This window comes from Micrococcus sp. (assembly GCF_034179925.1).
Classification (GTDB): domain Bacteria; phylum Actinomycetota; class Actinomycetes; order Actinomycetales; family Micrococcaceae; genus Micrococcus.
Map to the genome: position 1 here is coordinate 1 of NZ_JAXFPG010000017.1, position 11,791 is coordinate 11,791.

The window sequence follows — 11,791 nt, forward strand, 5'->3', positions numbered from 1 at the left end:
CCGCCTGCACTCTCCCCTCGCACAGAAAGACGCGGGGCCCCCCCCCGGGCCCGGGGCGGGGGGCCGCGGGCGTGGGGCCGGGGGTGGGTGGGTCCGGCGAGGGGGGCCCCCCCGGGGGTGGCCCCATGGGCTTCCCCCCACCCCCGCCGCCCCCCGGGCGGCGGCCCCCCCCCCCCTGGCGGGGGGGGGGCCCCGCGTCTTTCTGTGCGAGGGGAGAGTGCAGGCGGGCTTCCCGGCCTTCCACCCCCTCACCTCTTCCCCCTGTGGCTCTTGAGTCGAATAGTCTGGTATGGAAAACTATGCACCCCCGCTCGCCCGTGACGGCGCGCGGGCACCATCCGACGTCGACCGAGAGGAACGGGGTATGGCCTTCGACTGGGGAGAGGACCCGCTGGGGGAGCGGGACATCGTGTCGGTGCACAAGGCCGTCCCGCTGTTCAACGAGGCGGCCGCGGCACCCGGAGGCAACGGGATGACGCGCGTGCTGACGCAGATGCGCCTGCTCTCCGAATCCCACAGCCTCGGTTTCGCCTACGTCTCACCCACGGAGGCCGGCACCCGGTACCACCGCCGTGAGGTCGTCGAGGGGCTGGCCCGTCAGCCCGTCCACACGAAGGACGCCCTGGTGCGGCGCCTCCGGGGGGCGGTGCCGTCGTCGTCGGCGGTGCTGGTGCTCCGCCAGCGTGAGCGCACGCCCATCCGCGAGGGCCACCGGCAGGTGTTCGGGCCCCGCGGCGAGGTGCTCTACGAGCGCAACTGGTACGGGTATGACCGCCGGATGGACCGCTCCGCCGACCCCGACGAACGCCGCCAGCAGGACGACGCCTCCCGCGAGGTGTGGTCGGTGTCCGCCGCCAACGCGCGCCTGGTGGACGATGCCGAGGCCCAGGGCGGCTTCCTCCCGCTCGTGATCTCCGTGGGCGGACTGATCGTCAGCTGCCGCGAGATCCTCGGCTTCGACCGGGACCGCGAGGAGGCCGGGCGTCTGCTCCCGCAGCGGTCCTTCCGGGTGCGCCCCGCCGGGGACTGGGCCGAGCCGATCCTGGACACCTGGCTGGACTCGGGGGCCGGCAAGGCCGCCCTGTGGTGGTCCCTGCGCTGACGCGGTCGGGTCCGCCGGCGCCGTCGGGCCCACTGATGCCCGCCTCGCTGCTCGCGGGGCGGGCTTCTTCATGCCCGCTGGACTCTTATCGCTCACTTGGCAAGTGATACGTAAGGAAACCATGGTGTACGTTTAGTGGGCGGTCGCGTTGGGTTCGAGAAATCGCGTCGAACAGGCCGCCGCGGCAACTGAACAGGGCCGGGGGTTCGCCCCCGAAGGCAGGAGGAATCCATCAGCACGTCGACGACGTTCGAGCGGACCATGGCGGATCTCGGTTGGTGGGCGGTGCGGCAGCCCACCTGGAGCATGTGCAGGGTCAAGATTTGGTCCCTCGTGGGGCGGGAGAAGTGCGACGGGGCGCGTGAGTCCGTGTGGGCGGTGCGCTCATGGCCGGCGAAGGCCGAGCATGTCCATCGGCTGGCGGAGGCCCAGGCGTTCGCCTCGCGCATGCGACGGCAGATGTGGGTGGTGTTCGCGGCCCGCGCCTCGGACATCCCCGAGGTGATCCCGATGGACGAGGCGGCCCGCCGGCTCCTCACCCTCAACGAGAAGCGGACGGCCGCGGCACCGAAGGGCACCGCCGGTGACGCGATCCGGAAGGACAGGGCCTGGCTTGCCCAGGAGATCCGGGACCTCGTCTCGGACCTCTGACACCACACCACCCACGACGACGGCACTCACCCCGGGCGGCGACCCCGCCGCCCGGGGTGGACACAGGCACGACACCCCGGCTGTGGCCGGAACGAAGGAAGGACAACCACATGAGCTCCTACTACATCTACGCCCTCGTCGACCGGACGCAGCTGCCTCCGCGTGAGGCAGGCGCTGTGCGTCCCGTCGAGGACTATCTGGGTGCGGCGATCTACGTCGGCAAGGGCCTCGGCGAACGCCTTGAGCAGCATGTGGCCGAGGCGCGCCGGATCCTGGCCCGAGGCGAGGCGGACAGCCTTCCCCAGGGCAGCAAGCTGGCGGTGCTCTGCGCGATGATCAGTGCGGACAACGAGCCCCTGGCCGTGAAGCTCGCGGCGCCGTTCTCGGACGAGAAGGAGGCGTACGCCGTCGAGTCCTTCGCGATCGACGCGGTCGATGCCGTCCGCCGTTCACTCGGCCGTGAGCCGCTGCGGAATGCCGTCAAGGGCCACGGTGTGACCCTGGAGGCGGAGAGTGTCTACCTGGATCGTCTGGATGTGGAGACTCTGCCGGTGGCCGAGGTGGGCGACGCGCCGGAGATCATCCTCGTCAAGGGGACTGCGGACCAGCTCGGCGACTCCCAATTCGCTGTGGTCGACGGCTCCCGCTGGCGCCGGGAACTCGGCTTCGCAGAGGACGCGCCGGTCGACGTCCTGGAGGAGATCGGTGAAGCCCCCGTGCGCCTGGGCTGGAACGCGCACATGCCCTGGAAGGAGCCTGAGGCCCGTGCCCGCGCCTACCGGTACTGGCCGATCGCACTGGAGAGGGTGCGGCAGTGGGTGGAGCACCCGGAGACGATGCCGCAGTTCCTGATGATGGGCATTCCGGAGGGCGGCCGGACCGTGGTGCGGTACATCTGGGAGGTGGATCCGCAGGGTCGCTGGGAGCTGCACCCCTGCGGGGACGGGAGCCGGGAGGTCCGGTGGGGCATCCCGGTGAAGGAGGGGCTCGTCCAGGCGCACCCCTTCCTGAACAAGGTGCTCGTGGACGCCAAGACCAAGCATCAGGTTCTGCTGCACCGGAGCAGCGGCATCCGCATCGCCAGCTTCGTCGCGGCCTGACACTCCGCAGGACCGACGGTTTCTCGGCGCACCGACGCGGGCCGCTGCGGTGCGCCGAGAAACCGTCGGTCCGGTTCGGAACCCGCAGTCCGCCGTAGCCCGCCGCCGACCCAGGCACCCGGAGGCATCCGCCGCATCGACCGTTCTTCGCCAGATCGACCGTTCTCCGTGCGACTGCGCGAAGAACGGTCGATCCGGCGCCACATCCGCCGGCACCTGCACTGACACCCGCAATCCGCCGCCACTACGCTCGCCCCATGAAGATCGGACTCCGCACCCCCTCGCTGAAGAAGTCCCTGAAGGCCCGCACCACGGCTCGTGCCAAGCGGGCGGTCAAGCGCAAGCTCATCCCCGGCTACGGCCGCCCCGGCATGGGCTGGCTGCGGGACCCGAAGCGCGCCGCCCGCAACGCCGTCTATCAGCGCACCACGTTCAGCGTGTGGGACCTGTTCCGCTGACCGCTGCCTCGGCGCGCTGATCGTCCGCCCGGTTCGCCGACGCTCTCGGGATCGACCGTTCTCCGCCGTATCGCACGTTTTCCGGACGATGTGACGAAGAATGGTCGATCCGCGGTGTCGCCACCTACCCCAACCTCCCCACACACCCCACTCCACCACCCCACACCCACCCCTCCGACCTGCACATTCTCACTACGTGAACATGTCCCGTTCGGTTCCACCGCCACCGCCGCCGTCCTCCTAGGCTTCGGACATGAGCCAGGACACACCCGACACCCCTCTCGTTCCCACCTCCACCCCCACCGCCCCCTCCGGTGACGCCCCCGCCGACGCCCCCGCCGCCGTCGTCGCCCCGGAAGAGGTGCTCGCCCGCCTCCAGGAGGCCCTGCCCGGCCGCGTGGACACCTCCCCGGAGGCCCTCGCCCTCGCCGGCGCAGACCGCTCCGGCTACAAGGCCGCCACCGACGCCCTCTGCCTGGTCCGGGCCGAGTCCGTCGAAGACGTCCAGGCCGTCTGCCGCATCGCCTCCGAGACCCGCACCCCCGTGGTCCCGCGCGGCGCAGCCAGCGGCATCTCCGGCGGCTCCGTGGCCGGCGACGGCGCCATCAGCCTGGACCTGAACTCCATGAACCGGATCCTGGAGATCTCCGTGGCGGACCGTGTGGCCGTCGTCGAGCCCGGCATCCTCAACGGCGACCTCAACCGCGCCCTGGCCGAGCACGGCCTGTGGTGGGCGCCGGACCCGGCCTCCAAGGACATCTCCACCGTGGGCGGCAACATCGCCCTCAACGCCGGCGGCCTGCTGTGCGCCAAATACGGCGTCACCCGGGAGGCTGTGCTCGGGCTGAGCGTGGTCCTCGCGGACGGCACGCTCCTGGAGCTGGGCCACCGCTCCGTCAAGGGGGTCACCGGCTACGACCTCACCGCCCTCATGATCGGCTCCGAAGGCACCCTCGGTGTGATCGTCGGCGCCACCCTCGCCCTGCGCCCCGTGGTGACCTCCGGCCAGGTCACGGTGGGCGGGTTCTTCCCGGACGTCGTGGCCGCGGCCTCCGCGTCGGCGGCCATCACCGCGGCGGGCCTGGTCCCGGCCATCATGGAGCTGCTGGACGAAGCCAACGTGGACGCCATCCGCCGCTACACCCTGGCCCGCGGGGAGGACGCCAGCGCCCTGCCCGAGCACGGCGCCTACCTGCTCGTCCAGACCGACGGCCCCGGCGCGGAGGCCGAGGGCGCCCGCGTGGCCGAACTGATGGAGGCCAACCGCGGCCAGGTGCGCCTCACCTCGGACCCGGAAGTCGCCGACGAGCTCACCGGTCTGCGCCGCCTCGTGTTCCCCTCGCTGGAGGCCCTGGGCACGGTGCTTGTGGAGGACGTGGCCGTGCCGCGCTCGAAGATGCCGGAGATGTTCGCCCGCATCCGCGAGATCGAAGCCGCCACCGGCGTGCAGATCCCGACGGCGGCCCACGCCGGCGACGGCAACCTGCACCCCATCGCCATCTACGAGCCGGTCGAGGACGCCTCCGCCACCGGGGTGGCCGCAGGTATCCCGGCAGACGTGTGGGACGCTGTCGGCCAGGTGTTCCGGGCCGCACTGGACCTCGGCGGCACGCTCACCGGCGAGCACGGTGTGGGTGTGCTCAAGCGCGAGTTCCTGCGCGACGAGCTCGGCGACGCCCAGTACGCGCTGCAGGAGCGCGTGAAGGCCGCCTTCGACCCGCTCGGCATCCTCAACCCGGGCAAGGTCTTCGACCTCTGAGCCCCCCACAGGCCTGCACAGCAAGGGGCGGGGCGACCAACCGGTCGCCCCGCCCCTTCTTATGCTGTGCCCGGCTCAGAGGCGAGCGGCTGTGGCGGGGCGCCCGTCCGACGTCGTCGTGTGCGCGGCCGCCGGGCGGGTGCGGTGGTCGGCCCGGGTGAACAGGAGGGCCAGCAGCGGGCCGGCCACGTTGTGCCACACCGCCGCGACCGCGCCGGGGATCGCCGCGAGCGGGCCGAAGTGGGCGCCGCCGAGGGTGGCCGCCAGGGCCGAGTTCTGCATGCCCACCTCGATGGAGATGGCGCGACGCTCACGCGGGCTGATCCGCGCCGCCCACGCCACCAGGTAGCCCAGGCCGAAGCCCACCGCGTTGTGCACCACCACCGCGAGGTACACGGCGGCGCCGGCCGTGAAGATCACCTCGACCGAGTTCGCCAGCACGCCGGCGAGCACGAGGGATACACCCAGGATGGACAGCCAGGGCACCACGCCCACCACCTGCTGCACGAGGCCGCGGGCGAACAGCTGCACCAGCACGCCGGCCAGCACCGGCAGGAGCACGATCATCAGGATCTGCTGGAACATGGCGGCGCCGTCCACGGGGAGGTAGCTGCCGGCGAGCCACATGATGGTCAGCGGGGTCATCACCGGGGCGATCAGGGTGGAGGCCGCGGTCATGGCCACGGAGAGCGCCACATTGCCGCCGGCCAGATAGGTGACGATGTTCGAGGCGGTGCCACCGGGCACGCACCCGAGCAGCACCATGCCCACCACAAGCACGGGGTCCAGATTGAACAGGAGTGCCACGCCGAGGCCAGTCAGCGGCATGATCGTGTACTGCAGCACGACGCCGAGCAGCACCACCCACGGCCGCGAACGCAGTACGCGCAGATCCGGCAGGGTGAGGGTCAGGCCCATCGTGAACATGATGAAGCCGAGCAGCCAGGCGACGTATGGGGTGACCGCGCCGGCGACGTGGGGGACGAGCGCGCCGAACGCGGCGGCGGCGATCATGGCGAGGGGGAAGATGATGACGGCCGCAGAGGCCCGGTGCTTGTCCGGGGCTCGATGGTGCTCTGTGGGGGTGCTCTGCTGTGACATGGTGTTCCTCGCGTTGTGGGAGCGGTTCCACCTGCCGGGAGTGGAGTCCCGAGAGATGAATGCGCCCGAGGTTAACCTGACGTCTCAGCGGCTAGAACACGATGTCCATGATGTGGACGAGGCCCGCTCTATCCCCGTGTTCCATCTCCGCACTCCACCCCCGTTCCATCCCCGCACTCCACCCCCGTGCCATCCCCGCACTCCATTCATCCGTTCCATCCCCGCGAACCAGAGAGTACGGCTCTGTTTGAGCCCGAAAAGGAGCCGTACTCTCTGGTTCGCGAGGGGGGGCGAGGGGTGGGCGGGGCGGGTGCGGGTGTGGGTGCATGTGTGTATGGGTGGGGCGTGGGCGCGCGTGTGAGCAGGGGCGCGGGCCCGCCGTCGTGACGCGCCGGCGAGTCAGTACCGACGACGACGGCCCAGCAGCGAGCCCAGGCCCGCCCCCAGTAGGCCCCCGGCCAGGCCGCCGCCGCGACGCCGGCCATAGGCGGCACCTCGGCCGTACCGGCCACCGCCACGGCGGGCCAGCTGGTTCAGGAGGACGCCGCCGACCATGCCGACCAGCGGGGAGACTCCTCCACGTCCCCGGGTGGGCCGGCCATAGCCGCGCTGCCCGTAGCCGCCCCGTCCGTAGCCGGTGGTGCGTCCACGCTGGGGGGTGCCGCTGAGAGCGCGGGTGAGTCCGGACAGGATGCCCATGGTTCCTCCTTGGGTTTGGGTGTCCGGCGGTCGCCGGACGTGGTGCGCACCACAGTAGAGCTGCACCCCTCCCCGGTGTCGAGCCCCCACGCGCGTCACCTGCCGCCCCGCCCCCAAGCACGTCACCTGCGGCCCCGCCCCGCCCCGCCCCCCCGCGCGTCGCCTGCGAACCCGGCCTGCGGGGGAGGGGCGGAAGGAGCCGCAGATCGCGGCGACTAGCAGGCCCCGCGAACCCGCCCCGCGGGGGAGCCGGTCTCGCCAACCCGCCCGCAGCGCGCTGGGTGTCAGGTGCCGGTGTCGGCCGGCTGCTCTTCGGCCTCGGGGTGGATGGTCCAGAGGCGGACGAGGTCGTCGAGGCGTTCGTGCAGTTCGGCGGCGGACACCCCGGCCACGGTGTTGCGGGCGGCGGAGCGGGCGAGCTCGTCGGAGATCTCGTTGCCGCGGGTGCCAGCGTGCCCCTTCACCCAGGTGGTGGACACGTGCACGCCGGCCACGGTGGCCACATCGACGGCGGCCAGCAGTCGGCGCAGGGCGCGGCGGATGCGTTCGCCGCGGGCGCCGCCGAGGGTGAGGCGTTCACGGTGGGCGTCGCGGAGCAGGGCGAGGGCGGCCCGGGAGTCGGAGTGGATGGTCACGTGGTCCTGCGGGGCGGCGGACCAGGCGGCCATGAGGTGGCCCAGGGTGAGGGCTTCCAGTTCCACTTCGAGGGGCAGGGTGGCACCGGGGATCGCGTGGGCGGCCCAGCGGCCGGGCTGGGTGTAGGCGGCGGCTCCGCCGGTGCGGGTGCCGCGCAGCACGGATCCGTCCACGTAGATGTCGCGGCTGTGAGCGGTGTCCCCGTAGGAGAGGTTGTGGCTGACGGTGGGCAGGCTGCGCCGCAGGAAGCGGTCCACGCGGCGGCGGGTGAGGTGCACTTGGCCGGCGCGGCGGGCGTCGGCCTCTTCCTCTGCGGTGGCGTGCAGGGATTCGACGGGCACTCGTACGGCTCCGCTGGCGGCCACCCGGTGCACGTCCACGTCCGGCAGCAGGTAGCTGGAGCGCTGGGTGCCCACGGGGGATTCGTCGAGGCGGTAGGAGACCACGCGCAGCCCGGGTGGGGCGATGGCGCGCAGGAGGCTGAGCAGTTCGGCGTCCTCGTCGGTGCGTAGGCGGACGATCACGGGCCGGCCGGGAGGCAGGCCTTCGGTGACGGTCACCCAGAACCGGGAGAGTTCGGCGGCGGGCACGACGCCGGTCACCACGGTGCCCTTGACGTCGTCGCCGAGTTCGCGCAGTTCGAGGCGCCGGCCCACGAACACGATGCCCTCGCTGACGCGGTGCAGGTCCATGCGCAGGGCGGGGCCGTGGTCTACGCCGGGCAGCATGGCGGGTGGGCGGGCCACGACGCGCACGCCGTCGGCGCGGTGGCGCAGCCGGGGCGGGGCGGGTCGGGGGATCAGGGGGAGGGGGGCGGTGAGGTCCACGGGGGCCAGCCCCTCGACGGGCACCGTCCTCACCGCGGGTGGGGGTGTGGGGGTGCGGCGCCGGACGAACACGCCGTCCGGGGCGGGGGAGCCCTGCTGGAGCGAGCCGGGGCCCAGGTACGCCCAGGCGACGTCGAGCAGCGCCTCGGGGGCCGAGGCGTCGACGTCGAAGTGCAGGGACCGCTTCTGCCCCTGCGTGGGGTGATTGCTCTGTGCTCCCATGGGTGCGTCCGGCGGGGTCGGTGGGCGCCTCTCCGGGGGGATGTGCCGGACCCGGTGGAGGCGGTGACGGTCCGGTCGGAGGCGCGGCCGCCTCAGGGCGGGCGTCCTCCTGGCCTGTGAGAGACACCATATGCAGAGATGGTGTGTTCATGGCAGGGCTGAGCGACGCTCAGCGGGGTGGCACGGGGCGGCTGTGGAGGGGCTGACTGGGGGCGGGGCCGGCCTCATTCGGGCGCTGACCGGTGCCTCTGCACGTCCGGGCCGAGGGCCAGGCCGAGGGCGGCGGCCTGCGTCCGCTGTTGGCGAAGCAGGGCGGAGCCGAGGAGCACGGCCAGGGCCTGCTCGCCCTCGGCGGGGGTCGCGGCGGCGTCCAGGAGCAGCTCGTGCAGGGCGAGCCCGCCGAGCCCGAGGGCCAGGGCGGAGGTCACCACCTCGGCGCCGTCCCGGTGGCGCAGCAGGGCGTGCTCGGCGGCGGCCATCCGGCCGGGCAGGTCTGTGGTGCCCCGGGCCTGGACGGCGGCCACGGCGTCCGCGGCGATCCGGTCCGCCACACGTGCCAGGAGGGTCTGCTTGTCCGGGACGTGCCAGTAGAGCGCGGAGGCCTGCACGCCGAGCACACCGGCCACCCGGCGCATGGACAGGTCTCCCATGCCGAAGTCCTGCAGGATCCCGACGGCGGCGTCCACCACGTCCTCCGCGCTGAGGCGGGGGCGTGCGGCGCCGGAGCGGGAGGGGGTGGGGCTCATGCCCCCGAATCTACGCGCTCGGCGGCCCCGCCCGCGCCCCCGGGACGCACTCCGCCCGCGTCGCTCAGGGTGCCGCCGGGGCCGAGCCGGACGGTGCGGTCGGCCATCACCTCGGCCTCGGCGAGGTCGTGGGTCACCACGACGGCGGTCATCCGCTCGACCTGCAGCACCTCGCGGATCTCTCGGGCCAGGCGGGCGCGCAGCTCGGCGTCGAGGGCGGAGAGCGGCTCGTCCAGCAGCAGCACGCGCGGGGACGGCGCCAGGGAGCGGGCCAGTGCCACGCGCTGGGCCTGGCCGCCGGAGAGCCGCTGGACGGGCCGGTCCGCGAGCTCGGTGAGCCCCACGAGCTCGAGCATGCGGGCCACCCGCTCCCGGCGTCGTGCCCGGTCCCAGCCGGCGGCCTCAAGCCCGTAGGCCACGTTCCGGGCCACGGTGCGGTGCGGGAACAGCTGCCCGTCCTGGAACACCAGGCCCACCCCGCGCCGGTGCGGGGGCACGGCCCGGGTATGCGGGCCGTCCACGGCGGTGCCGTCGATCTCCACGACGCCGGCCACCACCTCCTCGAGCCCGGCCACCCCGCGCAGCACGGTGGACTTGCCCGAGCCTGAGGCCCCCACGAGGGCCACGATCTCCCCGGGGGCGAGCTCCAGGTCCACACCCTGCACGGGCACGGAGCCGTCCGGGTAGCGCACCGCCACGCCCTGCAGGCGCAGGCCGGCGCCGCCGTGGTCCGTCGTCGTCTGTTGCATCACAGGCCTCCTGCCCCTGAGGTCGCGCCCCGGGGGCGCAGCCGTTCGCACACCAGCATGATCCCGGCACTCAGCACGGCCAGCACCGTGGCCGCCGCGAGCGCCATCCCGTAGTTGTCCGCTCCGGGCCTGCCCAGCAGCCGGGCGATGAGCACCGGCAGGGTGGGCCGGTCGGGGGCGGCGAGGAAGGTGGTCGCCCCGAACTCGCCGAGGGACACCGCGAACGCGAACCCGGCGGCCACCCCCACACCTCGGGCGAGGAAGGGCCCGTCCACGGTGAGGAGCACACGCAGCGGCCCGGCCCCGAGCGTGGCGGCGGCCTCCCGCAGGCGGTGGTCCACGGCGTCGAGCACGGGCACGAGGGCGCGCACGGCCAGGGGCAGTGCCACCACGGCCTGCGCCAGGGGCACGAGCGCCCCGGAGGCGGCCAGTGCCGGCCACACCCGCCACAGGGAGACGACGAACCCGAAGCCCACCGTCACCGCGGACACCCCCAACGGCAGCAACAGGGCGCCGTCGAGTGCGCGCTGGGCGGTGCGGGCGGCCCGGCTGCGGAAGGGGCGGGTGAGCAGCAGGGAGAGCGGCACGGCCACCAGCAGTGTCACGGCGGTGGCGTCCAGGGCGGTGCGCAGGGACTGCAGGAGCGCATCCGTGGGGGTCACCCCGCCGGTGAACCCGGTGCCGGCGCTCGTGGCGAGCATCCGGTAGTTGTGCAGCCCCCAGCCCTGGGTGGAGTGGAGTGAGCGCACCGTGAGTGTGAGGATCGGGGCGGCCACGAGCACCCCCACGGCCAGGGTGAGGGCGGTGGCGGGTGTGTCGGTGCGGCGCAGGCGCAGCGGGGGGGAGTCCTGCAGGTGCAGGGCGCGGCGCAGGCGGGCACCGGTCAGTGCGGACAGGCCGACGGCGGTGAGCACCACGGCCAGCTGCAGGGCGGAGAACACGGCGGCGGTGCGCAGGTCCAGGTACACGGAGGTCTGCACCCAGATCTCCGATTCGAGGGTGCCGTAGCCGGGCCGTCCGAGGGTCTGCACGATTCCGAACGCGGAGGCGCAGAACAGGAACACGAGGGCGGCGGCGCTGGCCAGGGCGGGGGCGAGCTGGGGCAGGGTGACGGTGCAGAATGTGCGCCACGGCCCGGCCCCGAGGGTGCGGGCGGCCTCGGCCTGCCGGGGGTCCAGAGCAGACCACAGGGCGCCCACCTGGCGCACCACCACGGACACGTTGAAGAACACCATGGCCATCACGACGGCGGCCGTCGTCTGGTCCAGGCCCGTCCACCCGAGGGGGCCTCCGGGGGCCAGCAGCGCCCGGAAGGCGACGCCCACCACCACGGTGGGCAGCACGAAGGGCACGAGCACGAGGGCGCGCAGGGCGGCCCGGCCGGGGAAGCGGCGGCGGTGCAGCACGAACGCGGCCGGCAGCCCGAGCGCGAGGGAGAGGGCGGTGCCTGCGGCGGCCATGCCGAGGGTCTGGCCGAGGATCCGCCAGGTGCGCTCGCGGGCGAGGGTGTGGGCGAACGCGGACAGGTCCAGTCCGGCGCCGAGGCCGCCGCCCGGGGTCTCCGCCCCGATGCCCCGCCAGAGCAGGGCGGCCACGGGCCAGACGAACAGCACAGCCAGGAACACCACCGGCGGCACGGCGGCGACCAGCCACCCCACGGACGCCCCCGGCCCGCGACGACGACGGCGGCCGGCCTGCCCGTGCCGGCCGGGGCGGGCGCGCGCCAGCGGCCCCGGGCCCC

At 73.5% G+C, this 11,791-nt stretch carries 11 protein-coding genes; 5 read left to right on the forward strand and 6 right to left on the reverse strand.

Going from position 1 to position 11,791, the window contains the following annotated elements; translation table 11 throughout:
• Positions 1 to 364 precede the first annotated feature (364 nt).
• The 5 genes from SPI96_RS03045 to SPI96_RS03065 all read left to right on the forward strand — a co-directional run bounded on the left by SPI96_RS03045 (position 365) and on the right by SPI96_RS03065 (position 5,070).
• A complete protein-coding gene (locus tag SPI96_RS03045; RefSeq protein WP_321080894.1) occupies positions 365 to 1,102 on the forward strand; it encodes a hypothetical protein in 738 nt (245 codons plus the stop codon).
• Positions 1,103 to 1,363: 261 nt separating this feature from the next.
• Entirely contained in the window at positions 1,364 to 1,753 is a 390-nt protein-coding gene (locus tag SPI96_RS03050) for a hypothetical protein (protein ID WP_321080895.1), read from the forward strand.
• 110 nt (positions 1,754 to 1,863) lie between these two features.
• Positions 1,864 to 2,853 carry an LEM-3-like GIY-YIG domain-containing protein gene (locus SPI96_RS03055; RefSeq protein WP_321080896.1) on the forward strand — a complete coding sequence of 330 codons (990 nt, stop codon included), beginning with the start codon at positions 1,864 to 1,866 and terminating at the stop codon, positions 2,851 to 2,853.
• Positions 2,854 to 3,110: 257 nt separating this feature from the next.
• Positions 3,111 to 3,311 carry a hypothetical protein gene (locus SPI96_RS03060; RefSeq protein WP_321080897.1) on the forward strand — a complete coding sequence of 67 codons (201 nt, stop codon included), beginning with the start codon at positions 3,111 to 3,113 and terminating at the stop codon, positions 3,309 to 3,311.
• Positions 3,312 to 3,564: 253 nt separating this feature from the next.
• A complete protein-coding gene (locus SPI96_RS03065) occupies positions 3,565 to 5,070 on the forward strand; it encodes an FAD-binding oxidoreductase (RefSeq protein WP_321080898.1) in 1,506 nt (501 codons plus the stop codon).
• A gap of 75 nt (positions 5,071 to 5,145) precedes the next feature.
• Here SPI96_RS03065 and SPI96_RS03070 read toward each other — a convergent pair whose 3' ends face one another.
• The 6 genes from SPI96_RS03070 to SPI96_RS03095 form a co-directional block, all read right to left on the reverse strand.
• Positions 5,146 to 6,171 carry a bile acid:sodium symporter family protein gene (locus SPI96_RS03070; protein WP_321080899.1) on the reverse strand — a complete coding sequence of 342 codons (1,026 nt, stop codon included), beginning with the start codon at positions 6,169 to 6,171 and terminating at the stop codon, positions 5,146 to 5,148.
• A gap of 399 nt (positions 6,172 to 6,570) precedes the next feature.
• A complete protein-coding gene (locus tag SPI96_RS03075) occupies positions 6,571 to 6,870 on the reverse strand; it encodes a hypothetical protein (RefSeq protein ID WP_321080900.1) in 300 nt (99 codons plus the stop codon).
• Between the two features lie 284 nt (positions 6,871 to 7,154).
• Positions 7,155 to 8,555, reverse strand: coding sequence for a ribonuclease H family protein (locus tag SPI96_RS03080; protein WP_321080901.1), 1,401 nt, complete (start codon positions 8,553 to 8,555; stop codon positions 7,155 to 7,157).
• Between the two features lie 224 nt (positions 8,556 to 8,779).
• Positions 8,780 to 9,301, reverse strand: a complete 522-nt coding sequence (locus SPI96_RS03085) for a TetR family transcriptional regulator (RefSeq protein WP_321080902.1) — start codon at positions 9,299 to 9,301, stop codon at positions 8,780 to 8,782.
• Positions 9,298 to 10,050, reverse strand: coding sequence for an ABC transporter ATP-binding protein (locus tag SPI96_RS03090; protein ID WP_321080903.1), 753 nt, complete (start codon positions 10,048 to 10,050; stop codon positions 9,298 to 9,300). Before SPI96_RS03090 ends, SPI96_RS03085 begins: the two co-directional genes overlap by 4 nt.
• The gene (locus SPI96_RS03095; protein ID WP_321080904.1) at positions 10,050 to 11,708 is read right to left on the reverse strand and encodes an iron ABC transporter permease; all 1,659 of its coding nucleotides are present in this window, start codon (positions 11,706 to 11,708) and stop codon (positions 10,050 to 10,052) included. Before SPI96_RS03095 ends, SPI96_RS03090 begins: the two co-directional genes overlap by 1 nt.
• Between the last annotated feature and the right edge of the window lie 83 nt (positions 11,709 to 11,791).

Excerpts from the sequence above, each read along its gene's own strand:
- SPI96_RS03045 (WP_321080894.1), top strand. The coding sequence starts at position 365 with ATGGCCTTCGACTGGGGAGAGGACCCGCTGGGGGAGCGGGACATCGTG.
- SPI96_RS03050 (WP_321080895.1), top strand. The coding sequence starts at position 1,364 with ATGGCGGATCTCGGTTGGTGGGCGGTGCGGCAGCCCACCTGGAGCATG.
- SPI96_RS03055 (WP_321080896.1), top strand. The coding sequence starts at position 1,864 with ATGAGCTCCTACTACATCTACGCCCTCGTCGACCGGACGCAGCTGCCT.
- SPI96_RS03060 (WP_321080897.1), top strand. The coding sequence starts at position 3,111 with ATGAAGATCGGACTCCGCACCCCCTCGCTGAAGAAGTCCCTGAAGGCC.
- SPI96_RS03065 (WP_321080898.1), top strand. The coding sequence starts at position 3,565 with ATGAGCCAGGACACACCCGACACCCCTCTCGTTCCCACCTCCACCCCC.
- SPI96_RS03070 (WP_321080899.1), bottom strand. The coding sequence starts at position 6,171 with ATGTCACAGCAGAGCACCCCCACAGAGCACCATCGAGCCCCGGACAAG.
- SPI96_RS03075 (WP_321080900.1), bottom strand. The coding sequence starts at position 6,870 with ATGGGCATCCTGTCCGGACTCACCCGCGCTCTCAGCGGCACCCCCCAG.
- SPI96_RS03080 (WP_321080901.1), bottom strand. The coding sequence starts at position 8,555 with ATGGGAGCACAGAGCAATCACCCCACGCAGGGGCAGAAGCGGTCCCTG.
- SPI96_RS03085 (WP_321080902.1), bottom strand. The coding sequence starts at position 9,301 with ATGAGCCCCACCCCCTCCCGCTCCGGCGCCGCACGCCCCCGCCTCAGC.
- SPI96_RS03090 (WP_321080903.1), bottom strand. The coding sequence starts at position 10,050 with ATGCAACAGACGACGACGGACCACGGCGGCGCCGGCCTGCGCCTGCAG.